This window comes from Faecalibacterium sp. i25-0019-C1 (genome assembly GCF_042854225.1).
Classification (GTDB): domain Bacteria; phylum Bacillota; class Clostridia; order Oscillospirales; family Ruminococcaceae; genus Faecalibacterium; species Faecalibacterium taiwanense.
The window spans coordinates 1,229,692-1,250,971 of sequence record NZ_AP031428.1 but is presented as its reverse complement, the minus strand read 5'-3'; the positions used below and the strand labels follow the sequence as shown (position 1 = coordinate 1,250,971).

At 52.6% G+C, this 21,280-nt stretch carries 21 protein-coding genes and 1 tRNA gene; 8 read left to right on the top strand and 14 right to left on the bottom strand.

Annotation, left to right across the window (positions count from 1 at the left end):
* Window positions 1-208 precede the first annotated feature (208 nt).
* The 6 genes from ACGHUK_RS06235 to ACGHUK_RS06210 all read right to left on the bottom strand — a co-directional run bounded on the left by ACGHUK_RS06235 (window position 209) and on the right by ACGHUK_RS06210 (window position 6,944).
* On the bottom strand, window positions 209-1,549 hold the full coding sequence (locus tag ACGHUK_RS06235) for a TRAP transporter large permease (protein WP_390575531.1): 1,341 nt from the start codon (window positions 1,547-1,549) through the stop codon (window positions 209-211).
* A 1-nt stretch (window position 1,550) separates the two neighbouring features.
* Window positions 1,551-2,072: a TRAP transporter small permease gene (locus ACGHUK_RS06230; protein ID WP_097774911.1), complete on the bottom strand. Its 522-nt coding sequence runs from the start codon at window positions 2,070-2,072 to the stop codon at window positions 1,551-1,553.
* 99 nt (window positions 2,073-2,171) lie between these two features.
* On the bottom strand, window positions 2,172-3,260 hold the full coding sequence (locus ACGHUK_RS06225) for a TRAP transporter substrate-binding protein (protein WP_120079610.1): 1,089 nt from the start codon (window positions 3,258-3,260) through the stop codon (window positions 2,172-2,174).
* Between the two features lie 347 nt (window positions 3,261-3,607).
* Entirely contained in the window at window positions 3,608-4,618 is a 1,011-nt protein-coding gene (locus ACGHUK_RS06220) for a TRAP transporter substrate-binding protein (protein ID WP_390575528.1), read from the bottom strand.
* Window positions 4,615-5,424 carry a response regulator gene (locus ACGHUK_RS06215; protein WP_005937194.1) on the bottom strand — a complete coding sequence of 270 codons (810 nt, stop codon included), beginning with the start codon at window positions 5,422-5,424 and terminating at the stop codon, window positions 4,615-4,617. The genes ACGHUK_RS06220 and ACGHUK_RS06215 overlap by 4 nt, the downstream gene beginning before the upstream one ends.
* Entirely contained in the window at window positions 5,421-6,944 is a 1,524-nt protein-coding gene (locus ACGHUK_RS06210; RefSeq protein ID WP_390575525.1) for a sensor histidine kinase, read from the bottom strand. Before ACGHUK_RS06210 ends, ACGHUK_RS06215 begins: the two co-directional genes overlap by 4 nt.
* 137 nt (window positions 6,945-7,081) lie before the next feature.
* Between ACGHUK_RS06210 and ACGHUK_RS06205 the strand changes: the two genes are divergently transcribed.
* Complete coding sequence (locus tag ACGHUK_RS06205) at window positions 7,082-7,615, top strand: YcxB family protein (protein WP_332376252.1); 534 nt, start codon at window positions 7,082-7,084, stop codon at window positions 7,613-7,615.
* Window positions 7,616-7,753: 138 nt separating this feature from the next.
* On the opposite strand, the gene ACGHUK_RS06200 is transcribed toward ACGHUK_RS06205, so the two are convergent.
* From ACGHUK_RS06200 to ACGHUK_RS06190, 3 genes are all read right to left on the bottom strand, one after another.
* Window positions 7,754-9,340, bottom strand: a complete 1,587-nt coding sequence (locus ACGHUK_RS06200; protein WP_005937186.1) for a mannitol dehydrogenase family protein — start codon at window positions 9,338-9,340, stop codon at window positions 7,754-7,756.
* Between the two features lie 5 nt (window positions 9,341-9,345).
* On the bottom strand, window positions 9,346-10,446 hold the full coding sequence (gene uxuA / locus ACGHUK_RS06195) for a mannonate dehydratase (RefSeq protein WP_154258830.1): 1,101 nt from the start codon (window positions 10,444-10,446) through the stop codon (window positions 9,346-9,348).
* Between the two features lie 215 nt (window positions 10,447-10,661).
* Window positions 10,662-12,116: a lipopolysaccharide biosynthesis protein gene (locus tag ACGHUK_RS06190; protein WP_337679002.1), complete on the bottom strand. Its 1,455-nt coding sequence runs from the start codon at window positions 12,114-12,116 to the stop codon at window positions 10,662-10,664.
* A 310-nt stretch (window positions 12,117-12,426) separates the two neighbouring features.
* On the opposite strand from ACGHUK_RS06190, the gene ACGHUK_RS06185 reads away from it, so the two are divergent.
* A tRNA-Leu gene (locus ACGHUK_RS06185) sits at window positions 12,427-12,510 on the top strand.
* Between the two features lie 179 nt (window positions 12,511-12,689).
* Complete coding sequence (locus ACGHUK_RS06180; protein WP_005922694.1) at window positions 12,690-12,941, top strand: DUF6061 family protein; 252 nt, start codon at window positions 12,690-12,692, stop codon at window positions 12,939-12,941.
* Between the two features lie 310 nt (window positions 12,942-13,251).
* On the opposite strand, the gene ACGHUK_RS06175 is transcribed toward ACGHUK_RS06180, so the two are convergent.
* From ACGHUK_RS06175 to ACGHUK_RS06155, 5 genes are all read right to left on the bottom strand, one after another.
* Window positions 13,252-14,190 (bottom strand): hypothetical protein, encoded by a 939-nt coding sequence (locus tag ACGHUK_RS06175; protein ID WP_005922692.1) that lies wholly within the window; start codon window positions 14,188-14,190, stop codon window positions 13,252-13,254.
* Window positions 14,191-14,202: 12 nt separating this feature from the next.
* On the bottom strand, window positions 14,203-15,753 hold the full coding sequence (locus ACGHUK_RS06170) for a relaxase/mobilization nuclease domain-containing protein (protein ID WP_112144086.1): 1,551 nt from the start codon (window positions 15,751-15,753) through the stop codon (window positions 14,203-14,205).
* The gene (locus ACGHUK_RS06165) at window positions 15,725-16,159 is read right to left on the bottom strand and encodes a plasmid mobilization protein (protein ID WP_005934538.1); all 435 of its coding nucleotides are present in this window, start codon (window positions 16,157-16,159) and stop codon (window positions 15,725-15,727) included. Before ACGHUK_RS06165 ends, ACGHUK_RS06170 begins: the two co-directional genes overlap by 29 nt.
* 684 nt (window positions 16,160-16,843) lie before the next feature.
* On the bottom strand, window positions 16,844-18,112 hold the full coding sequence (locus ACGHUK_RS06160) for a GHKL domain-containing protein (protein ID WP_097791218.1): 1,269 nt from the start codon (window positions 18,110-18,112) through the stop codon (window positions 16,844-16,846).
* Complete coding sequence (locus ACGHUK_RS06155) at window positions 18,109-18,807, bottom strand: LytTR family DNA-binding domain-containing protein (protein ID WP_097791219.1); 699 nt, start codon at window positions 18,805-18,807, stop codon at window positions 18,109-18,111. The genes ACGHUK_RS06160 and ACGHUK_RS06155 overlap by 4 nt, the downstream gene beginning before the upstream one ends.
* A gap of 179 nt (window positions 18,808-18,986) precedes the next feature.
* On the opposite strand from ACGHUK_RS06155, the gene ACGHUK_RS06150 reads away from it, so the two are divergent.
* Genes ACGHUK_RS06150 through ACGHUK_RS06130 form a run of 5 tightly spaced genes read left to right on the top strand, consistent with a single transcriptional unit; the run spans window position 18,987 to window position 21,278 of the window.
* Window positions 18,987-19,574, top strand: a complete 588-nt coding sequence (locus ACGHUK_RS06150) for an accessory gene regulator B family protein (RefSeq protein ID WP_005924490.1) — start codon at window positions 18,987-18,989, stop codon at window positions 19,572-19,574.
* Window positions 19,575-19,586: 12 nt separating this feature from the next.
* Entirely contained in the window at window positions 19,587-19,757 is a 171-nt protein-coding gene (locus tag ACGHUK_RS06145; RefSeq protein ID WP_005924488.1) for a hypothetical protein, read from the top strand.
* A gap of 18 nt (window positions 19,758-19,775) precedes the next feature.
* Window positions 19,776-20,306 carry a DUF5626 family protein gene (locus ACGHUK_RS06140; protein WP_005934533.1) on the top strand — a complete coding sequence of 177 codons (531 nt, stop codon included), beginning with the start codon at window positions 19,776-19,778 and terminating at the stop codon, window positions 20,304-20,306.
* 13 nt (window positions 20,307-20,319) lie between these two features.
* A complete protein-coding gene (locus tag ACGHUK_RS06135; RefSeq protein WP_081027705.1) occupies window positions 20,320-20,466 on the top strand; it encodes a cyclic lactone autoinducer peptide in 147 nt (48 codons plus the stop codon).
* 47 nt (window positions 20,467-20,513) lie between these two features.
* The gene (locus ACGHUK_RS06130) at window positions 20,514-21,278 is read left to right on the top strand and encodes a hypothetical protein (protein ID WP_005934532.1); all 765 of its coding nucleotides are present in this window, start codon (window positions 20,514-20,516) and stop codon (window positions 21,276-21,278) included.
* Window positions 21,279-21,280 lie beyond the last annotated feature (2 nt).

Below are 21,280 nucleotides of genomic sequence, written 5' to 3'. Positions count from 1 at the left end.
ACTTATTGGGGCCATATTATAAATGTATGTGCCCATCACAACCTTCAATATCGGCTACCCCGTCGAGCGGCCTTGGAAACGATTGCCTTACTATTATAGCACGATTCCGACAGAATGCAAGAGGAAAAATAAAGTTTTTAGCATACAAAAAGTCCCCTGCACTTTCATGCAGAGGACTTTAACGGTTTTACCTTACGCCGTCAGGCCATCAGTGGATGAACACAGGACCCAGCGGGTTGGTGATGGGGCTGACGTAGCCGCCCAGCAGCTTGGGGATTGCCAGGCTGATGTCGGGGATGAAGGTCAGCAGCAGCAGTGCAACGAACATGCACAGGTAGAACGGCAGGGTCGCCTTGACGACCTTTTCCATCGGGCGCTTTGCAACGGCAGAGCCGATGAACAGCACAGCGCCGACAGGAGGAGTCAGCAGGCCAATGCCGCAGTTCAGAACCACGATGATACCGAACTGGATGGGATCGATGCCGATGGAGGTTGCGATGGGCAGCAGGATGGGAGTAGCGATCAGGATGATGGGAGCCATATCCATGATGCAGCCCAGAACCAAGATGATCAGGTCGATCAGCAGAGCGATGATGTAGGGGTTATCGGTGACGCTGGTGATGGCATTTGCAGCCAGATCCGGCACATGCAGCATGGTCAGGCAGTTGCCGAAGACTGCAGAGGTAGCGATCAGGATCAGCACGATGGACAGAGTGTTCACGCACTCATCCAGTGCATGCCAGACACCCTTCCAGTCCAGACCCTTGTAGACGAACACCGACACGAACAGAGAGTAGACAACTGCAATAGCTGCAGACTCGGTAGCGGTGAACACACCGCCAACAACGCCGAACACAACGATAATAACAGCGGCCAGTGCCCAGATGGAAGTGCCCAGCTGCTTAACGAAGGCCTTGATGCTGAACGGAGAGCCCTTGGGGTAATTCTCCTTGACCGAGATGATGTAGGAACCGATCATCAGGACGATGGCCAGCAGAGCACCGGGCAGATAACCTGCCAGGAACAGGCTGCCGACCGAGATGCCGCCGGCAGTGGTGGCATAAATGACCATGTTGTGGCTCGGAGGAACCAGCAGACCCTCGCAGGAGGAGGTGATGGTAACAGCAGTGGAGAAGTCGGCATCGTAGCCCTGATCGACCATCATGGGGATCATGATGGAGCCGATGGAAGCGGTATCTGCAGATGCAGAACCGGAAATACCGCCGAAGAAGTAGGAAGCAACGATGTTGACCATTGCCATGCCGCCGCGCATCCAGCCCACGCAGGCATCAGCCAGAGCGATCAGCTTTTCAGAAATGCCGCCGGAGCCCATGAGCACACCCATGGTGATGAAGAACGGCACGGCCATCAGGCTGAAGGAAGAGATGCCCTTGACCATCAGACGGCAGACATCGGTCAGTGCCTGACCCTGCACCATCATGCACAGCACGCTGGAAAGACCAACGGCGTATGCAATGGGGAAACGCAGGAAGATCATTACAAAGAAGCTGACAAGAAGGACAATGATTGCCAGTGTCTGAACTGTCATATTACACTTCCTCCTTTACAAAAATGCTCTTGATGTGGTTGTACAGTGCCTCGATCTCGAAGATGATCATGGCAACACCGGCCAGCGGCACCGGGAAGTACATCCAGAAGCGGCTCAGCCAGGGCATGGACACGTAGAAGCCGCGGCCGCCCAGAGTGGTGGCATAGTTCCAGCCGACCACCATCATGATGACACCCAGAATGCACACGGCAAGATCGGCCAGAATATCCAGCACCTTGACGGCGATTTTGGGCAGATACACGTCAAACGCAGTCATGCGGATATGGGCACCGCGGCGGATGGCCAGAGCAGCACTCAGCACGGCCATGTAGCTCATGCAGGTCAGCACAACTTCTTCCGACCATGCCGGGTCCGGGATGAACGAGACGTAACGACCGATGACCGACATGGTAGTGATGAGGATATCTGCGATCAGCAGCAGCTTGCAGATAAACAGAACCACTTTGTAGGTGATGTCGTACGCCGGCTTGATCTTATCCAAAGTGGTAAAGATTTTCGGCATATGAATTCCTCCATATAAAAAACCCGGCAGGTCTGCGGGCGTATCCCGTAGTCCCCCGCCGGGCTATGTACTATCTCAGAACAGGAAAGGCTTTTTCAATTATGCCTTCATGTCCAGCAGCTGCTGATACAGCTCAGCCTGATCGGAGGTGTTCTCGCTGATGACCTTCTGGCAAGCTTCCTGCCAAGGTGCCTTATCGGGAACATCCACGACATTGCAGCCGGAGCTCTTCAGCTCATCCAGAACCTTGTTCTCAGCGGTCTCGGACAGGTCTGCATTGAAGGCCTGCGTATCAGCACCGGCCTCCATGATGGCAGCCTGCTGGTTCTCGGTCAGCTTGCCCCATGCGTTATCGGTGATAACAGCCTGAATAGCGCCCAGAGTGTGGCCGTCCAGGATCAGGTTGTTGGCAACCTCGGGGAATGCATTGGACTTGTAGTTTGCGATGGGCTGCTCAGCACCATCCACAACGCCGGTCTGCAGTGCGCTGTACAGCTCACCGAAGGAAACGACGGTGGGGTTAGCACCCAGACCCTCGACCATGCCGTTCATAACGGGGTCGTTGGACACGCGCAGCTTCAGGCCCTTGAAATCATCGATGCCGGAAACCGGGTTGACCGTGAAGAAGTGACGGAAGCCCTCTTCGCCGTAGAAGACACCACGAACGGGCAGGCCCAGCTCCTGGGGCTCGTTCAGGAACTCAGGTGCCAGATCGCTGTTGGCGAAGTTCCAGAAGTGTGCGCGGTTCTCGAAGGTGAAGGGGATGGACAGCAGCTTGGACTTGTTGCAGCCATAGCTGGTCAGTGCGAAAGCGGAGATACGGCTCATATCGATGGAGGTAGAACCGCCCAGAATTGCGTCCAGAACGTCGTTCTCAGAACCCAGAACGCCGGAAGCCTGCACGTCGATGACGACGGAACCGCCGGTCAGCTCCTCGACCTTCTCCTTGAAGTGGGTAGCGGTCTGGCCAACGATGGTATCCAGCGGGTTGACCTCAGCGTAGACCAGAGTCACCTTGGGATCGTTTGCAGCAGCAGTAGCATCACCAGCAGCAGAAGCTGCGGTGGAAGAAGCTGCGGTAGAGGTGGAAGCAGCAGAATTGCTGGAGCCACCACATGCGGTCAGAGCCAGAGCAGCGGCGGAAACACCGGCTGCTGCCAGAAAGCTGCGACGAGTGATCTTTTTCATAATAAATCGTCCTCCTTAAATCTCCCGAACGGCCCGGTCTGCACAGGACCCGCATACCGTTCATTTACTGTACACACTTTAGCAAATTTTTTTAAACGAAACAAGGGCTTTCAAAAAATGTCCTGCTTTTTGAAAGAATGTCAGAATTTCTTTTGTGAAAAATGCCAAGTGCTTTACTTTTTGTTTGTGCACCTTCGCCTAACAGATGGATACATTTCTGTATTCCAGATAGAAGCAAAGCGCTGGATGCCCTTCCCTTTGGGGTTCAGAGCACACAGCGCTTTGCCGGTTCTTTATTCTGTTTTCCTGATTTCTTTGCCCATCTTTTCCGGGCTTTTCTGTGGGGCTTATGCCTGCCGGATGCGGGCGATCAATTCGCCCTGCTGGGCAAACCGATCATACATCGGCTGCACAGCAGCACGGAACCTTGCCTTTTCTTCTTCGTCCAGCTCTGTCACCTCAATGCCTGCTGCACGCAGATCACTTTCCGATTCCGCCTCCTGCTGCGCCCAGAGCCTGCGCTCCACCTTGGCGCTCTCCCGGGCACACAGGCGGATGATCTCCGGGTAGCGCTCGTCCAGTGCGGCCAGTTTTTCCATCACAGCAGGGCTTGCAAGCTGCACCTCCGGCACGCGGGTGTGCTCATCCTTTAAAAAGTAATGTGCCACCTCGTAGTGACCCATGGCCTCGTAGCTGGGCCAGCTGTTCTCCGCACCATCAATCTCGCCGTTGTGCAGAGCGGCATACACCTTGCTGTACACCACCTTTACCGGCTTTGCGCCGAGGTCGGTGATCATTTCGCTCATCATGTCCGATTCCTGCACGCGGATGGTCAGGCCCTGCAGATCTGCAAGGCCTGTCACCTTCTGCCGGGTGTAGATGCTGCGCACACCGGCATCGAACCATGACAGTCCCGTCAGCTCCAGCGACTCCAGCGTGGAGAGGAACTCGTCGCCGATGGTCCCATCCAGCACGCGCCACATCTGGTCAGCGTCGGTGTAAAGGTACGGCAGCTGCAATACGCTCAGCGCCGGCTCATACTCTGCCAGCTGGCTGAGGGACACGCGGGAGAAGTCAATGCCGCCAAACTGCATCTGCTGGATCACGCTCTGTTCCGCGCCAAGTTCTCCCCCGCTGTACACCAGCACTTTCACGCGGCCATCGGTGCGCTGAGCCACAAGATCCGCAAAGGCCAGCGCCGCCTGCGTAGTAGGATAATCCTCCGGCTGGTTCTCCGCATAGCGCAGGATCAGTTCCGCCCCCGGCTCGTCCTGCACCGGCTGATGGCCGCAGCCCGCCACCGGCAGTGCCAGCACCGCCGCGCCGAACAGGGCGGTGAGCATCTGGCGGCGGGTCACAGGCGGGCCTCCCGTGCAGCCTTGGCCGCTTCCCTGCGGTACTGGGTGGGGGTCATGCCGGTGCGTTTTTTAAAGGTGCGGGCAAAATAGCTGGAATCCTCGTAGCCCACCATGGAAGCTACCTCTGCTGCCGAACGGAACGGGTCGGTGAGCAGCTCCTTGGCAGCGTTGATACGCAGCTCGGTCAGGCAGTCCAGAAAGTTCATCTTCTGGTACTTCTTGAACTGTGCCGAGAGATACGCCGGGCTGATATGCAGGATCTCGCTCACACTGTCCAGCGAGAGGTCGAACATATAGTTATCCTCCATATACTTGCGCACATGGGCCATGACCAGTGCATTGCGGTCGTTCTCCCCTGCTTCGGCGGCATCGCTCTCCGGGTCAGCTTCCGGCTCCGGTTCCACCGGAGCCAGCTCTGCAAGGCGGCGGCCCGCCTCGATCTGACGGATGGCCTTGCGGATGGAAGCTTCCACTTCGTCCGGGTTCACCGGCTTGAGCAGATAATCGCAGGCACCCAGATGCATGGCCTCGTGGGCGTACTGGAACAGACTGTAGGCCGTAACAAAGATCACCTTGCACTCCGGGCGCTGTTCCAGCACAGCGCGGGCTGCATCCAGACCGTTCATACCGGGCATCTCAATGTCCATCAGGATCAGGTCTGCGCCCCACAGCACCGCCGTATCCGCTGCCTTGCGGCCGTTCTCGGCAGTCTCGATGGTCACTTCGTGCTCAAAGCGGCGGGCCACGATGTCCGCCAGCGTTTCCCGTTCCAGTGCTTCATCATCCGCGATCAACAGACGAATCATTCCTCAAACTCCTCCTCATTCTCCACCAATGGCAGATACAGCACCACCGCCGTACCGCGTCCCGGATGGGACCGTATCACAAAGCGGCTGTTCCGATCCAGCAGACGCAGGCGGGCCGCAACATTATAAATGCCGATATGCTCCCAGCGCTCACCGGGCTGGCTGAGCGCCCCGCGCAGCTGTCGTAATCGATCCGGCTGGATGCCCACGCCGTTATCCACCACGCGGATGCACAGCAGTCCCTTCTCCCGCAGAGGGTTCACGCGGATGCGCACCACACCGCCCTCCTCTTTGGGGCAGATGCCGTGCTTGAAGGCATTTTCCACGATGGGCTGTAAAATAAAGGACGGCACCATGGTCTCGGTAAGATCCAGCGAATCGGAAATGCGCCACTCCATACGCACCCGCTCACCAAAGCGGACATGGTAGATGGAGTAATATTCATCCACGATGCGCACCTCACGGGAGAGCGGCACCTGTTCATCGTTGCTCATCAGGCTATAGCGCAGCAGGTGCGAAAGCGCCATGATGAGCGCCTGCGTACGGTAGGCCGTCTCGGTACCGGCGGTCTGCTGGATCACATTCAGGGTGTTGAACAGAAAGTGCGGGTCGATCTGGCTGCGCAGCTGCTGCAGCCGGCTGCGCTCCATGCGGTTCTGCAGCTCCAGTGCTTCGGTCTTCTGGCGGTGCAGCTCCCGCTCGATTTCGTTTTTCTCCTGCAGGGTGGTCACCTGCTGGGCCATGGAGTGCTTCATGATGTTGAAGGACTCGGCCAGCTGAGCGATCTCCGTCTGCTTGGGCAGCGGGATGTCCGGGGTGTCGAACTCACTTTTGCCAATGGCGCGGGAGGCTGCAATCATCTGCTGCACCGGCGTGAGCAGACGCATGACCAGCAAACCGGTAACGCAGCCCAGCGCCACGCACAGCGCCACCACCACCGTCTGCAGCATGGTGATGCGCTCGTTCAGGGCCGAGATGGTGGTGTAGGTGGTCTGGGAATCCTGAATGGCGGTTTCCAGCAATTGCAGGGTGTACTGGCTCAGGTAATCGCCGCAGGGCACCACCTTTGCATAATACAGCTGGGAAGCTGCGGCATCGTTGCCGCTGAGCAGGTCGTTTTCCAGCTCATCCAGCAGGCCGGTGTAGGTCTGATAGACCGTATCCACTGCGCTGTAGAGCACCCACTGCTCATCGCTGACGCTTTCCAGACTGTTCAGGCTGGTACCGATGCGCCAGAGCCATGCGTTGCAGGTGGAAGATGCCGACTGCAGCCGGTCAATGATCTCCTCCGGCTCGCTGTTCTCCCAGCGGTAGTTCTCCAGCACGGAAATAGAGCTTTCCACACCGCCCTGAAAGCGGCTGATGGCGTTGAAGCAGCCCATCTGCGCGTCCTGTACTGCCTGCACTGCTCTGGACTGGTAGCCATTGAGCGTAAGCTGCATGGCAAAGGCCGCAAAAAATGCTGCCAGACACAAGCCCATGCGCTGCTTGAGGGTGATCTGCCGCTTGCGGTGCTGCAAAGCCTGCCGCCTCCTTTCGTTTGGTAACGATTTATTGTACCACGCTTTGGGCCGGATTGGCAAGGTTTGCATGTTTTTCTCTTGCCTAAACCGCGCAATTGTGGTACGATGCCTATAAATACAAAGGAGGCGACTTTATGTCCCAGACCATCTCCGTTTCCACCACCATGGGTGAGCAGGGCTTCCGCGATTTTGCCGTGTTCGATGCATTCCATCACCGCAAAGCATGGCTGCGTCCCGCTGTTTTTGCCGCCATCATGCTGGCTTTTGCCGCCGTCTGCCTTTCGCAGCTGGGCAAGCGCTCGGGTGCCGGGCTGCTGGCTGCTGTGCTTGCCATTGTGGGCATCGGCCTGCCGGTGAGCTACTTTTACTCGTTCTTCCGCAGCGTTTCCCGGCAGATCAAACAGATGCACCTGCCGCGTGCCTTCTACCGTGTGGAGCTGGCCGACACCGGCATTGCTGTGTGGATGTACGGCCAGCAGGACAAGCCCGAACCCACCAGCCGCCACGCATGGGACAGCTTTTACTGCGCCTACCGCACGGACAATGCGGTGTACCTCTACGTAGAGAAAGAGAAAGCTTACTTACTGAACGACCGCATGGAAGCGGTGTGGAAGTTTTTGGCCGGCATCCTGCCCAAAGAAAAGCTGCACGACTGCAGAAAAGGCTAAACCCAAAAAATATGCACACGCAAAAAAAGAACTGCTGACATTTCGTTCAGCAGTTCTTTTCTTTTATAAATACCCACGCTGCGGCAAAGCAAAGCGCAGCGTGGGTGCGAAGATAGCTTATGTGATTGCGTCAGCCGATCAGCGGGCAAGCGTATACTTGTGCAGGGTCTTGCGCACAGCGCCGGGGCCTGCAAACAGCTCCTTGGCCATTGCCTCGATCTTCTCGCCCAGACCAACGGCATACAGATCCACGCCGAACACGTCAACACGGCTGTACAGCTTCTTCAGGCAGCTGAAGTCCTGCTCGCCTTCCTTGACCTCCAGCGGAGCCACAATGGCCTGCAGCTCAGCCAGCAGCGGATCGGTGGAAGGCTCAAAGGCCTGACCATTGTCATCGATGCCCTTCAGGTAGCGGGCGTAGCCTGCCAGCACCAGCGGGATCAGGATCAGGTTGCTCTTGTCCAGACCGCGTGCCTCGTAGGCCTTGATGGTCTCACCAAATCGGATGGCCAGCTTCTGGGAGGTATCGGTTGCGATACGCTGGGGAGCATCCGGCATGAAGGGGTTGGGCAGACGGCGGTTGATGACAGCGCCGATGAACTCGTAGGGGTTCAGAACGCCGGGATCGACCACGACGGGCATTGCCTCGATGTAGCCGATCTTCTGGATGAAGGCACGCAGGTCTTCATCGGCCATCTCGGCGGAGATGAGGGTGTAACCCAGCATGCAGCCATAGATGGACATGGCAGTGTGCAGGGGGTTCAGGCAGGTGCACACCTTCATCTTCTCGATCTTGTCCACAGTCTCGCGGTCGCAGTACAGCACACCGCCCAGCTCCAGCGGAGGACGGCCATTGGTGTAGTGATCCTCGATGCACAGGTACTGGGTCTCCTCGGCGTTGACGAAGGGAGCGGTAAAGGTGTGCTTCTCGGTGACGATGGTGTAGTTGTCCTCAAAGCCGTCGTCGGCCAGCATCTGCTGGACCTTGGCATCCGGGCGCGGGGTGATCTTGTCGATCATGCTCCACGGGAAGGTGATCTTGGTCTCGTCCTGCACATAGGCAAGGAACTCGGCGGGCACCAGACCCTGCTCCACCCACTTGGCAGCATAGGCGTGGACAGCGTTCTTGACCTTATCGCCGTTGTGGGAGCAGTTATCCATGCTCTGGACGGTCAGGGGCAGCTTGCCGGCCTTGAAGCGCTCGTACAGCAGAGCAGTGACCTTGCCCATGGCCAGCACGGGGGTCAGGCCGCGCTCCAGATCAGCAGGAGCAACGCCGTAGCCCTTCTCAGTGATGGTGAAGGAGATCATCTGCAGGCTGGGGTTCTGGAAGATCTCCACCAGACGTGCCCAGTCCTCGCCGAAGGAGTAGTCAGCCTTCAGGCTCTCGGTAACGGAAGCCACCACCTTCTTCTCGATCTCGCCGGTGGACTTCAGGCAGACCAGCAGGCTCATATTGTCGTAGGGACGATAAGCCTTGTCGATGATCTCGTAGTCAAAGCTCTCGGCCACGATGACACCGCGGTCATACTTGCCGGTGTTCAGCGCATCGTTCAGGATGGCAGCCGGGAATGCACGGAAGATATTGCCTGCGCCGAAGTGCACCCAGGTGGGTTCGGCGTGGGTCTTGGCCTTGACAGCCTCGATATCGAATTTGGGCAGCTCATAACCCTTCTCTGCCCACTCGGCGGACAGATTGCCGTTTTTGATCTCAGACAGCTTCATATTTATCAGCCCTTCTTTTTCTCTTCATCCAGACGATCCAGCAGATCCCAGACACCCAGCATGTACTGAACGCCCAGAGCACGGTCATACTTGCCGTAACCAGGGCGGCAGTTGCCGGGGCCTTCCTCCCACAGCTGACGGCCGTGGTCGGGACGGATGTAGCCCTCAAAGCCGCAGTCATGGTAAGCACGCAGCACCTCGATGATGCCGGTCTCGCCGCAGCAGTCGCGGTGAGCAGCCTCGGAGAAGTCGCCGTTGGGGAAGTGGTGGATGTTGCGGATGTGACCAAAGGCAATGCGGTCGCAGTGCTTGCGCACGATCTCGGCACAGTTGTTGTTGGGGTTTGCGTTCAGGCTGCCGGTGCACAGGGTCAGGCAGTTGTACGGATCATCCACCATGCTCAGGAAGCGGTCGATGCTCTCAGCATCCACCAGCAGACGGGGCAGGCCGAAGATATCCCAAGGGGGATCATCCTGATGGATAGCCATTTTGATGCCGCACTCATGGCAGGTGGGCATCAGTGCTTCCAGGAAGTACTTCAGGTTTTCCCACAGCTTTTCCTTGGTGACAGGGGCGTAAGCCTTGAACAGCTCGTCCAGCTTTGCCATGCGCTCCGGCTCCCAGCCGGGGAAGGTCATGTTATACTTCTCAGTGAAGGACATGATGTACTCAGCCATAGCCTTGTAATCGCCCTTGATCTTATCCTTCTCATAGAACAGTGCAGTGGAGCCGTCGCCCACGGGGTGGAACAGATCGGTACGGGTCCAGTCGAACACCGGCATGAAGTTGTAGCAGATGACCTTGACACCGAACTTGGACAGATTGCGGATGCACTGCTTGTAGTTCTCGATGTACTTGTCGCGGGTGGGCAGGCCGATCTTGATGTCATCGTGGACGTTGACCGACTCGACCACGTCCATGTCGAAGCCGTAAGCGTGGATCTGATCGGCTACCTTCTGGATCTCGTCGATCTCCCAGATCTCGCCGGGCATCTTGTCGTGCAATGCCCAGACGATGCTGGTCACGCCGGGGATCTGCTTGATGTCGCTCAGGCTGATAGGATCGTTGCCCTCGCCATACCAGCGCCAACCCATTTTCATAGGCATAGGAAAATCCTCCTGTTTTATATTTTCTGCTTTGCATTTTCCGCGCAGCCGTGTGCCGCGCTCTTGTACTTATATTCTAGTATATCAGTTGCGTTTTTTCAATGGTCGCTTTGCCGGTTTTTAATGTTTCTTCTTGTATACTTTAGACAAAAAGAACAAAAATCCGTCGGACATCACCCGCCCGACGGATTTTTACACGATTCAAAATGCCGGTTTCAGCGTTTCAGCTTCTGCCGGATGGACGGAGCCAGCACATCCTTGAAATATTCAAAGGTGTCCAATTCCAGAATGGCAGAGCCTGTCAGATAAATGCCCAGACCAACCACCACCTGGATGATCACCGTCAGCAGATCCGGCAGGTGCAGAAAAATGACCAGATACATGCACAGGCCCGCGCCCGCTGCCAGCAGCAGGGTCGGCAGGATATCACGCATCTGTTCCAGATAGCCATAGCCGATCAGCTTTTTGTTGAGCTGTGCATCCAGGATCTGGGTCACAACATTCGTGATCAGCATACCATATGCAATGGCCTCGACGCTGACACGGAATGTTGCCAGCAGAAAAAGGATGCACACCCCTTCGTTCAAAAGCTGACATTTCAGGTAAAGATCGCTGCGGCCCACCGCCTTGGCTGCATTCAGGTTTGCCGTGATGATCGGCCAGCACGCATACCCCAGACAGAACACCCTGAGGAACAGCACACAGGGCAGCCACTTCTCGGTGAGGATCAGGCGCACCAGCGGTTCGGCACAGAACGCAGTGCTCATCATCACCGGCGCAATAATATAGGTACAGGTCTTGATGGAGCGGCGGGTCATGTTCTTGACCTGCGCACGGTCATCCTGCAGTGAGGACATGACCGGGAACAAAACGCTCTCAATGGAAGTATCCACGCTTGACGCGATATTATAAGTCAGGTTATCGCCCTGATTGTAATACGCCAGATCCGCCGAGGTGTACATCTTGCCGATGATCAGGCTGCGCAGGTTGTTGTAGATGACGCTGCTCAGCGACGAGGCCAGCAGCTTCCAACCATAAGAGAGCAGCCCTTTCAGGTGCTGCCACGAAAACTCCATCTTAGGCCGCCAGGAGGACAGCTTCCACAACACCAGCGTGTCCACCGTGATATTGGATACCTGCTGCACCACCAGCGCCCAGACTCCAAAGCCCATATAGGCAAGGCCCAGGCCCAGGACCGTGGATACGATCGCGCCCGCAAAGGCGGAATAGAAAAAATACTGGAACTTCATGTTCCGGGTCACATGCGCCTGCTGGATCGTTTTGATGCCGCAGACCGCCACTGTCAGGCTGATGCCGCGAAAGATCGGGGTCATGCTGGGGTCATTGTAGAAAGCAGCCAGATACGGTGCCGCCACGAACATTCCCCCATACAGCACAAAGCTGATCACAATGCTGAAAAAGAACGCCGACGAGTAATCCAGCTCGTCCACTTCCTTCTTCTGCACCAGCGCGGTGCCAATGCCGCAGTCCAGCAGGACATACATGATATTGTTGAACACCGTCACCAGTGCCACCTTGCCGTAATCATCGGGTGTAAGGATGCGCGCCAGAAGGATGGACACCACCGCTGAGATCAGCTGCACACCGCACCGCTCTGCAAAGCGCCAGAAAAAACCGTTTACAATAACATTTTCTTTTTTCTCGTTCATTCCTGCGTCCACTCAAATTCCTTTCAAAAAAGCGGTCGGTCTGCACCCTGCGCAGAAATGCATTTCCGCCGTATCCTTATCATCTTCTTCCCTGCTGCCAAAACAACTGAGCAGAGATAGTTAGTTTTATAATATCACACCCATCCATGCATTTCAACCAACATATTCTTAAGAAATGACGGCCCGAAAATTTCATTTAAAAAGAAAAAAAGCGCTTGACTATCTGCCGGGAACGTGGTAATATATTCAAGCAGTCCGCATCACGGTCTTTCACCTCAGAGATTTCAGGGCTGCAAAAACAATACGGTATGCGAGGGTGGCGGAACTGGCAGACGCGCACGTTTGAGGTGCGTGTGGTTTATCCTTGGGGGTTCGAGTCCCCTCCCTCGCACCAAACCATGAAAATCCGAACCTTTTCTCGATAGGAGAAGGGCTCGGATTTTTTGTTTTCTTCGGAAACGAGAACAATGGCTCTTCCCTTACGGCTGTGTGTCCAAAACCTTATCAGAAGAAAGACCGTATCACGAAGGTCACAACAGTAAGAGTGCCGTAAGGCAGAAGGGACGCAAGATTATGAAGTACGATGCAAGAGCCTGTCAGTTTAACATGGGCACCGGCTGTGTGGAGCTGCTGCTCCGGGATGGGCGCAAAATTTCCATCAACTGCACCGGTGTCGAGGATGCACTGGATGTTACCATGGCGCAGAGGTCTGAACTGGACTACCTCATCTACAATGACCCGCTGGCGTATGCAGAGCTAATTTTGAACGGTGAGCCAGAGGAGTATCTGAGAAATGCGGCTGGAAGTCACGGATTAGAGGACTGAACGCAAAAACAGGGTGCGCCCTGCCGGACGCACCCTGCAAAAATCCACACACGATAAGTAAGGCAGGGAGTTCCCCGACGGGAACTTCCTGTTTTTCTTTGGTTGCGATATGAGCCTGTTCCGCCTGCCATGCAGCAAATTCCCGTTGACCTTCCTCGCTGTTCCAGCAGGCAAGGATCGCCGGATAGAATGCCCGTGCCAGTCGTTCGATGGCTTCATCGGGGTAAGGGGAAATATTTGTGGACTTTTTCTTTTTGTTCAAACGCACACTCCTTTGGATTTCTGTTGACAGCATACAATGTGCCTGTTGTTATGCTGTCTGCTCATCCTCTGCGAGCGCAGATTCCAGCGAAGCAAGGTACTCCTTGTGCTTGTGGATGATTTCGAGAATGACTTCTCGCTGTGCTGTGTCTGGCATAGTTCTCAGAAGATAGTCAAACTCTGTGCGGAAACGTGTTGTAACGTGTTCCAGTGCGACATAATCATGCCGCACTTCTTCCGGGTAAGCATCGCTGTCGTAAACCGATTCGATTTTCTGAAACGGCAATACAGGTGCCTTTCCCGGTTCCCGGATGATGCCATCGGCATCCGGTTTCGGTTCAACTTTCAGTTCCGGGTGCAGGATTTCCTGCAAGGTCTGTGCGCGGGCATCATAGTTGGCTCGTGCAAGGCGGTGCATATCAGCCTTGCTGACTTTTACCTGTTTGTTCAGAATCTTCTCCCGCATACCGGGAATCAGGGATTCAGCAATTTCAACACCTTTCATGTACTTCGATGCGCGAAGTACAGTTGCCTTGCTTACACCATTTTCCTCTGCGATTCGTTCGCAGGTTTTCATGGCTTCACCGGAGTTATCAGTTTGAGAACTCCGGTGAAATCGGCCATTTTCATCATGCGATTCTTTGCGGGCTTCGCCATGAGAGGATTTTTCCGCTTCATATTGCTTCCCGATGAGGAACAGCTTCTGCTCCGGGGTGAGGTTGCGCCGCCCCAACTGATTCTTGCAGATCCATGCGAGGACTTCTTCTCTGCTTTCAAATCGGAGCGGCATGGTGGAAAAGCAAATCTCCGGGTGCTTCTGGAGAATTGCATAACGATTGTGGCCGTCAACGAGGGTGTTGTTCCAGACGATCAAAGGAGAGAGCAGCTTGCCTTCCTTGAGGATGTTTTCTTCAAGCTGCTTGTACTCATCGTCCGTCAGCGGCGGGATCTGATTCTGGAACTCCGGGTCGATTTTCAGATTGATCATACGCACAACTCCTTATCTCTCGTGATGTTGCGTCCGTTCGTCCTCCCGGAAGAACAGGGCAACATTCTGTTTTGCATCTTTCAGCTTGAGCAGTTCGATCTTGGCTTCCTTGTACTGCTCATAGAACTGGGCCTTTTCGGAAGCAAGAGCGCAGTATTCCGCTTCCAGCTTGTTCGGACTTGGCAGTTTAGTGATGTTGTTTGCCTTGAGATAGGCTGCTGCTGTCCGGTATGCTGTCAGCTCTGCACGATGCTGTTCTTCAAAGGTTGCGGGGGATTTGGCAGCGTTCCGTTTCTGCGCGAGCGGTCGGTACTGCTTGTAGGAAGCAGCATAACGGCGCAGTGTTTGGTTGTTTGCCATGCGGGTTTCGAGGTCTTTCACTACGGCCAGCGATTCATGGAACTTGGTGTCAAGCTCTGCAATTCTCTGGTCGAGTGCGTCCTCGTTGAGCAGACCTTTCTCCTGCAAAAGAATCAAGGTCTGCGCCATGGCTTTGAGGTTGTGCTTCTTCGCCCAACGCTCATAGCCGATGCCCTTGCCCTGCTTCAGTTTTGCCTGAATGTCCACCAGCTTCTTGATTCGGTCGGGTTTTTCCTCAAGATTGCTGTGGAGGATAATGGGCTGGCTCTTGGCATTTTCTTTCAAGGTGGCAAGCACGAGTTCTTTCTCAAACTTGTCACCGAGGCTGTGCGCCCGGATAAACTTCTTTCTTCCGGCTGGCAGGTAGCTGAGCCGCCCACGGCTTTTCTTGACCGTGATGCCGTACTGCTGCAAGAGCCTGTCCGAGAAATCTTCAAAGCTCGCTGCATTGTCCAGCACATCCGAGATCTGTTTCCGCAAAGTCTCCTTTGCGGTTTCAAACTCCGTTTGTGTAGGCTGCTGTCCGGCGGCAAGCAGGGCAGCGTTTTCACGGTCGAGTTTCATTTGACTGCGCCGTTTCATCCAGTATTCACGCTCGCTCACACGCTTTTTCGAGCTGAGCAGGTCGATCTGGTACAGCTTGGCATCCTGACACATTTCCATGACTGCGACACGCAGGTGCCGCATGGTCTGGGCTGTGCTGGAATGCTTCATGCCCTCACGCCAGTCACGGGGCTTTTGCATATAGGGCTTGCGCTCCACTTCTCGTGTCCGGACGCTGCCGATCACGATGTGGACATGGATATTTCCCGAATGGTTGTGTCCGTCCGGGTGGGTGCAGACGATAGCAGGATGACCGGGAAAGTTCTCTTTGCAGAAGTTCAGGCCGAGGGCCTGTGCCTTTTCCATCGTCAGCCCATTTTCGGCTGCATCCCGCGGGTCGAAGCTGATGATATACTGGTGACTCTTGATGTCATCCGGGTGGTTGTTCTTGTCGTACTTCCGGTTTGCCAGCAGGCAGGCCATTGCAAACGAGGCTTCGCCGCATTCAAGGGTGTCCAGAATGTACGATTCCCGCAGCTTGGGTCTGCTCTGTTCATCCAGAATTTTCTTGCCGGAAAATTCATCGTGCTGGTAAACCAGATAGGTCTCAGCGGCAGAGTAGTCCGAATTTTTAGAGGCGATATGCTTCAGCGTTGCCATACAGTTTACCCAGAACTTTCTCGGCGTTGAGCCGGAAGGCAGTCAGGTCTGCAAGTTCGTCCAGAAGTTTCGCCCGGAGCTGTTCGGTGTCTGCTCCGCCGGAGTTGAAGTGTCGTGCGAGTTGGTTCAGGTTGCCGCCCACCCTGCTGCACTGGGCAAGCAGAGTGGAAACGGCAGTCAGGGTTTCTTCTCCGCCGCCGGCAACGACAACGGTGCGCTCGATCTTCGCATTGTGCAGCGCACGGCGGATGAGGGTGGACAGGGAGAGATGAAGGAGTTTTGCTGTGCATTGGAGTTCCATCTTTTCAGTTTCCGTCACACGGAACTTGATGATGTGCGTTTTGTTGTTCGGCGTGTCGTGGCGGTGGGTCGTGCTGGGTTTCGTTTTGACATTCGTTTTGTTCATTGAACCTCCTGTCGTTTCGCTAGCTCCTCGGTGGAGCTATGTAAGCACGACACGCCGTTCTTTCGCACCGCAAGGTGCGAATATGAGCAGGGTTTGGGGCAGGTACGCCCCAACAAGATCACATCAAAACTCGCAAGAGTTGCAGATGTGAAGTCCCGGTGGAGCACAACATTTTCAAGAATTGAAAATTTGTGGCCACGGGACGGTTCTTGCTCTCCACCGCTGCGCTCAAAACGCATTTCCGAAAGTTGTTTCCGAATTGTTAAGACGCAAAAATAAGTAGAGAGTTCCGCTGCTCGTGTATGTTGATCGCCGTTTGCTCCGAACGAAGTTCCTGCCCCTGTTTTGCAGCGGCGTTGGCCGAAAAGCCGGTATCACGCTCGGACGGCTCATGAAATTCTCAAGGTACGGCTTCCCCAAAAAGAAAATACCGCCCACGCAGTACAGGCGAAGGATTTTGTCGGGTGAAACAGACGGCAAAATGATCGGGTGTGTTGCGGGGCGGTAAATCTTCGCAGGAAATAAAACCGCACAGAATCGTTTCTTTACAGAAATCGCTGTGGATTTGTTGGGAATGATAACATAAGTATTGATGTGTGTCAACACTTCAGGATAATGAATACATCAGATGAATGAAACACACAAAGTACAAGCAAAAGCAAAGCAATGTTTTAGGAGAATGTTTTAATTTTCGCAGTTCAGGCGGACTTGGACGGTAAACACACCGTCTTTCTTTTTCGTATAGAAGTCACCATGGTTCTCCTGAACGATACGATTTATATTTTTTAGTCCGTAACCGTGATACTCTCCGATGCGGATTCCGCGAGAAGTATCACTGTATGGGTTTTCCAGCCGATAGAAGAGGCTTCGATACTGCTTGCGCAGCTGTAGATGAATGATTCTCTGTTCCGCTGGCAGGTCGCAACAGGCTTCGATGGCATTGTCAAATGTGTTTCCGATAATGATGCTCAAAGACAACGATGAGATCGTCAGGACTTCAGGAATCGTCACATCCAGTTTGACGTTGATGTTATTCCTTTCCGCAATTCGTAAGTAATAATTCAAAAGAGCATCAACAACAGGATTTCCGACCGCAGAAATATTTGTGGAACGCTCGAAAACATCCGTGGCAGCCTGCGCAATCTTGTGAAGTTCTTCGGTATCACCGTGTTCTGCAACTGCCTGCATCGCCAGGATGTATTTCTTCACATCATGCCGCAGAGAACGGACTTCTTCCTGGCGTTCTTTGAGCTGCTGGTAGTATTCCATTTGAAGATTGTACTGCTGTTCGTTGAACTTAACTTTGAATTTTTCCAGTTCATTTTCCCGGAGAGCTTCCACATAGAACACGATCAGGATGTTTATAAGGAGAAGCACCGCCATAAGACCGACCATATAATCCGGGAAATACTCATCCGCAGCATGATACTGTGCCACATAACAGACAGCAATACTTGCGATTTGAATCGCAATGATCGGCAGCAGCCATAGGATACGCAGAGCATTTCCTTTTCGGCTGAAAAAATGTGAGATCAGGACTACGAGTGGAATTTGAATCAGGTTTGAAAAAACAACATAGACCAACCGTGCTGCCCCAGCCTGCATTAGAATGTCGGTATCCGGGATACGCAGCCCAATCAGAAGCATTGCAAGCACTTCCACCAAAGCAATCAGTGTGAAGAAAGCTCCGCTTGCAAAAACCGCCTGCCACGGTCGAACCTCATAGAACAGCAATGCAAGGAAAAATCCGCCAACTAAAAGATAGATCGTGCGCTGCGTCACCCAATCCGGGAATAAACTCAAAGCACACTGCCCAGCAATCAAGAGTGCAACATAGGCATAGAACCACCTTGAGACGGGCTCCTTTTTGGGAAACAGCCGACCGATAAAAAGCAGCAACAGGGCAATGTTGGCAAAGCTCCCTGCAAACTCAACGAAATAATAAAGCATCATCTTCCCAAATAAGCGTTGAAGATCTGATTGAACTCCTGACGCTTCCTCCTGCTGATCGGCAGCTGATGTCCGCTGGAAAGAAAAACAGCGGTTCCCGTAGCGTAAACAATGTGTTCCATGTTGACGAGATAACTTTTGTGTGGTGACACAAAGCACCGTTTGGGAAGCTGCTCCAAGGCTTCAGGAATGCTCATTCGCAATGTAAGGTCTTGCTCCTTGCAGTGAATCAGAACTTTATGTCCGTGGCTTTCCAGAAAGTAAACGTCCGATGTTTCCAAGGACATGGTAACACCATCGTATTCGATCGTGAAATGTTTGGAGTTCAGTTCCTGAAGGACGGCATCCATTGCCGCAGCGAACAGCGTCTGATCCAAAGGTTTGACAAGGTAGCGGAATGCAATGCCATATCCCTGCACAGCGTACTCATGCCGCTTCGTGACAAATACCACCAAAGGATGCTTCTCCATCTGAATCAAAGACTGCGCCAGCTGAAAACCGTTGGATGGCATCTCGATATCGAGAAGAAGCAGATCAAAGGATTTCTTCTGCATTTGCAATTCGCTCAGAAGTTCGTTTCCATCCATGTAAGTTTCAATGTCAAAGCAGCCTTGCACATCGTACTGCTGGACGCTTTGAACAATGCCATCAAGGTCTGATTTCTCATCATCGCAGACTGCAACGTGGTACTTCAGCATTTCGACAACCTCCACAAAATAATGTCCTGCTACTATTATAGACTGTGCAAAGGCTCCTTACAAGTAGCCTGACCTACCACTTTTGTCACCAGAACGACCAGTTTTGCCAAACCTCTTGATTTTGCTGAAATTTATGATACAGTGAAGCAAAAATCAGAAGATAAGGTGGCGCAACTGCAATGTGGGAACGCACGCTGTCTCAAAAATCAGTCCGTCTTTTCTGCGAGCAAAAAGTGATAGATGAAGCAAAGGCGGATGCGTATGTCTATGGGTACGAGTTGCTCATATCATCTGTTGTGAGCGTTCTGCTTGTTGTTTTAATCGCTGTTGTGTGTGGTGATGTGCGGTACGCACTTTCATTTTTGATTGGGTTTATCCCACAGCGAATCTACATTGGCGGATACCATGCAACATCGCACACCAGATGCTATTTGGCATTCTCCGGACTGGCACTTATCTGCATTTTGCTAAGTAAGGCAATCGCAGCAAATCACCTTTTCCGTATCCTGACAACAGTAGCTCTTTTGGGCATCTCTATCTTTCTCTCACCTATCGAAGCAAAGAATAAGCCTTTAAGTGAAAAGAAGCGGTCAAGTTACAAGATGGTCGCATCTGTTCTTTCGTCAATAGATTTCCTGCTTGCCATTTTTAATGTGCTTCCGTATACACGTCATGTAGTTTGCTACTATCTCTCCAAATGGGTATTGATTGTATTCTCAACAATTCCTTTGGTTCAACAAAAATTTAATGCCAACTTTTGTAGATAGGGAGGTGATAACATGAAAAAAAACAAATGGGTGCTGCTTCTTATCGCTTTTGTTGCATTTTTGGTATTGGTTTATTTTATTGGTGCTTGCCTTAATGCAACGGCAGAGGCATTGACAATTATTTCGCTCTGCATCGGCATACTGGTCATTTATTTAGTCGTAAAAGCAATCAAATCAAAATAAGGAAAGGAAAATGTGATCATGAGTACAAGAAAATTCATCAAAAAACTTACGGCGAGTCTGCTTTTTATTGCGGTTGTAATGTCGTTTGGCGTTCAGTCTGCCTTCGCTGAATCGAATTCACCGAAAGCTACCGTTAAGAACAATGTTGTTACTTTTAGCAATCTCGATCAACTGAAGGCAAACGAGAAGCTCGCAATTGCGGTAGTTGACAGTAATGGTGATCCAGCAACTATTACTATCGAGTCAGTGGACAATTCAATTTCTCGTGTAGCGAAATCGTCGAATTCTTGGAAGGTTTCGTATAAGGGAGTGGTGATTCATGCATATTTTTATATGACAGTGACGAATAACAAAGTCACAAATGCATGGGACTATTCGATTACAACTTTGGGTTCCACATATAGTGATGCAAGTTTGACGTATAACTCCAGTTCGGCAAAACTCACCTTTACCAGTAACGCTTATAATGGTATTGCTTCTCATACTTGCTGGCTGAAGGGAACTCCTCGCGGAACAAACAATGAAGTCGATGTAACGTATTCTATGTAATGTGGAGGACAATATGAAACAGAATTCACAAAAACTGATTTTTTTCCTGAGTAAAATTACATGTGCTTTTGCAATGGCGATTGCAGTCTTAAGTGTGAATAGCACCTGCTGCTTTACAGCGTATCAGCCGGATGTCCCTGAATCGCTTGATCGCAACTAAACTCATATGATAGACATTATATCAAAAACGATGTGAGGTGATAGAATATGAAAGATGTATCTCGAAGAGAATTCTTGAAAACTTTATGTTTAGGCATAACAGTAGCCGCTTTACAAAATTTGCCAATGACAACGGCTTTTGCAGACAGTGCAATCAGTAAAACAAAAATTATTTCTAAAAGCGACCGTGAAAATTTGGTGGCTACTGTTGCAAGAACTGTGCAAGTGTCCTACAAAATAGATAAAAATACGATCATTGAAGTAACTCGCTTTACTGATATTGATGGACAAAATGTTACCTTGAACCGGAGCGTTAAAGAAGATGGTACAGGTGAACTTGTCTATACGAAAGCCCAAAAAACGAAAAAAAGCAAATTGACCAATCAAAGCTATGATGTCTTTTTGAAATTAGCAACTTCAAAATCTATGCCTCAAACAAGGGGAGCCACTGTTGGAAGTGATGTTACAGGATCACAGTATAAGCATATATTTGTATCAAATCTCAGCTATACAATTGACAATACGGCGATTGCGCAAATTGAGATTGGTGGAGTTGAAACTGCAGCAAGCCTTTTAATTACTGGGTTGCACTTGCCGGGAAGCACTGCTGTTACGGTTGGATCCTTTTTGGTTAGTGTGGTTCTAGCTACTTCTCCATCGAAAGTTGTTATAAATCAATCGCTGTATGAAGTCCATTTCGCATATGATAATAGCTACTATACCCATTGCTATCATGATATTTTGTATTCGTATGATTCCGGTGGACACCTTATGGATACTACAAAATCGTACCATCAAGCTGTGGGAGGCTAAGA

Bases quoted from the DNA above. Each gene is read 5' to 3' on its own strand.
- ACGHUK_RS06215 (WP_005937194.1), bottom strand. From the start codon at position 5,424: ATGATTCGTCTGTTGATCGCGGATGATGAAGCACTGGAACGGGAAACG.
- ACGHUK_RS06225 (WP_120079610.1), bottom strand. From the start codon at position 3,260: ATGAAAAAGATCACTCGTCGCAGCTTTCTGGCAGCAGCCGGTGTTTCC.
- uxuA (WP_154258830.1), bottom strand. From the start codon at position 10,446: ATGCCTATGAAAATGGGTTGGCGCTGGTATGGCGAGGGCAACGATCCT.
- ACGHUK_RS06170 (WP_112144086.1), bottom strand. From the start codon at position 15,753: ATGGCAACGCTGAAGCATATCGCCTCTAAAAATTCGGACTACTCTGCC.
- ACGHUK_RS06205 (WP_332376252.1), top strand. From the start codon at position 7,082: ATGTCCCAGACCATCTCCGTTTCCACCACCATGGGTGAGCAGGGCTTC.
- ACGHUK_RS06180 (WP_005922694.1), top strand. From the start codon at position 12,690: ATGAAGTACGATGCAAGAGCCTGTCAGTTTAACATGGGCACCGGCTGT.
- ACGHUK_RS06200 (WP_005937186.1), bottom strand. From the start codon at position 9,340: ATGAAGCTGTCTGAGATCAAAAACGGCAATCTGTCCGCCGAGTGGGCA.
- ACGHUK_RS06145 (WP_005924488.1), top strand. From the start codon at position 19,587: ATGAAAAAAAACAAATGGGTGCTGCTTCTTATCGCTTTTGTTGCATTT.
- ACGHUK_RS06140 (WP_005934533.1), top strand. From the start codon at position 19,776: ATGAGTACAAGAAAATTCATCAAAAAACTTACGGCGAGTCTGCTTTTT.
- ACGHUK_RS06165 (WP_005934538.1), bottom strand. From the start codon at position 16,159: ATGAACAAAACGAATGTCAAAACGAAACCCAGCACGACCCACCGCCAC.
- ACGHUK_RS06155 (WP_097791219.1), bottom strand. From the start codon at position 18,807: ATGCTGAAGTACCACGTTGCAGTCTGCGATGATGAGAAATCAGACCTT.
- ACGHUK_RS06160 (WP_097791218.1), bottom strand. From the start codon at position 18,112: ATGATGCTTTATTATTTCGTTGAGTTTGCAGGGAGCTTTGCCAACATT.
- ACGHUK_RS06235 (WP_390575531.1), bottom strand. From the start codon at position 1,549: ATGACAGTTCAGACACTGGCAATCATTGTCCTTCTTGTCAGCTTCTTT.
- ACGHUK_RS06175 (WP_005922692.1), bottom strand. From the start codon at position 14,190: ATGATCAATCTGAAAATCGACCCGGAGTTCCAGAATCAGATCCCGCCG.
- ACGHUK_RS06135 (WP_081027705.1), top strand. From the start codon at position 20,320: ATGAAACAGAATTCACAAAAACTGATTTTTTTCCTGAGTAAAATTACA.
- ACGHUK_RS06190 (WP_337679002.1), bottom strand. From the start codon at position 12,116: ATGAACGAGAAAAAAGAAAATGTTATTGTAAACGGTTTTTTCTGGCGC.
- ACGHUK_RS06130 (WP_005934532.1), top strand. From the start codon at position 20,514: ATGAAAGATGTATCTCGAAGAGAATTCTTGAAAACTTTATGTTTAGGC.
- ACGHUK_RS06150 (WP_005924490.1), top strand. From the start codon at position 18,987: ATGTGGGAACGCACGCTGTCTCAAAAATCAGTCCGTCTTTTCTGCGAG.
- ACGHUK_RS06230 (WP_097774911.1), bottom strand. From the start codon at position 2,072: ATGCCGAAAATCTTTACCACTTTGGATAAGATCAAGCCGGCGTACGAC.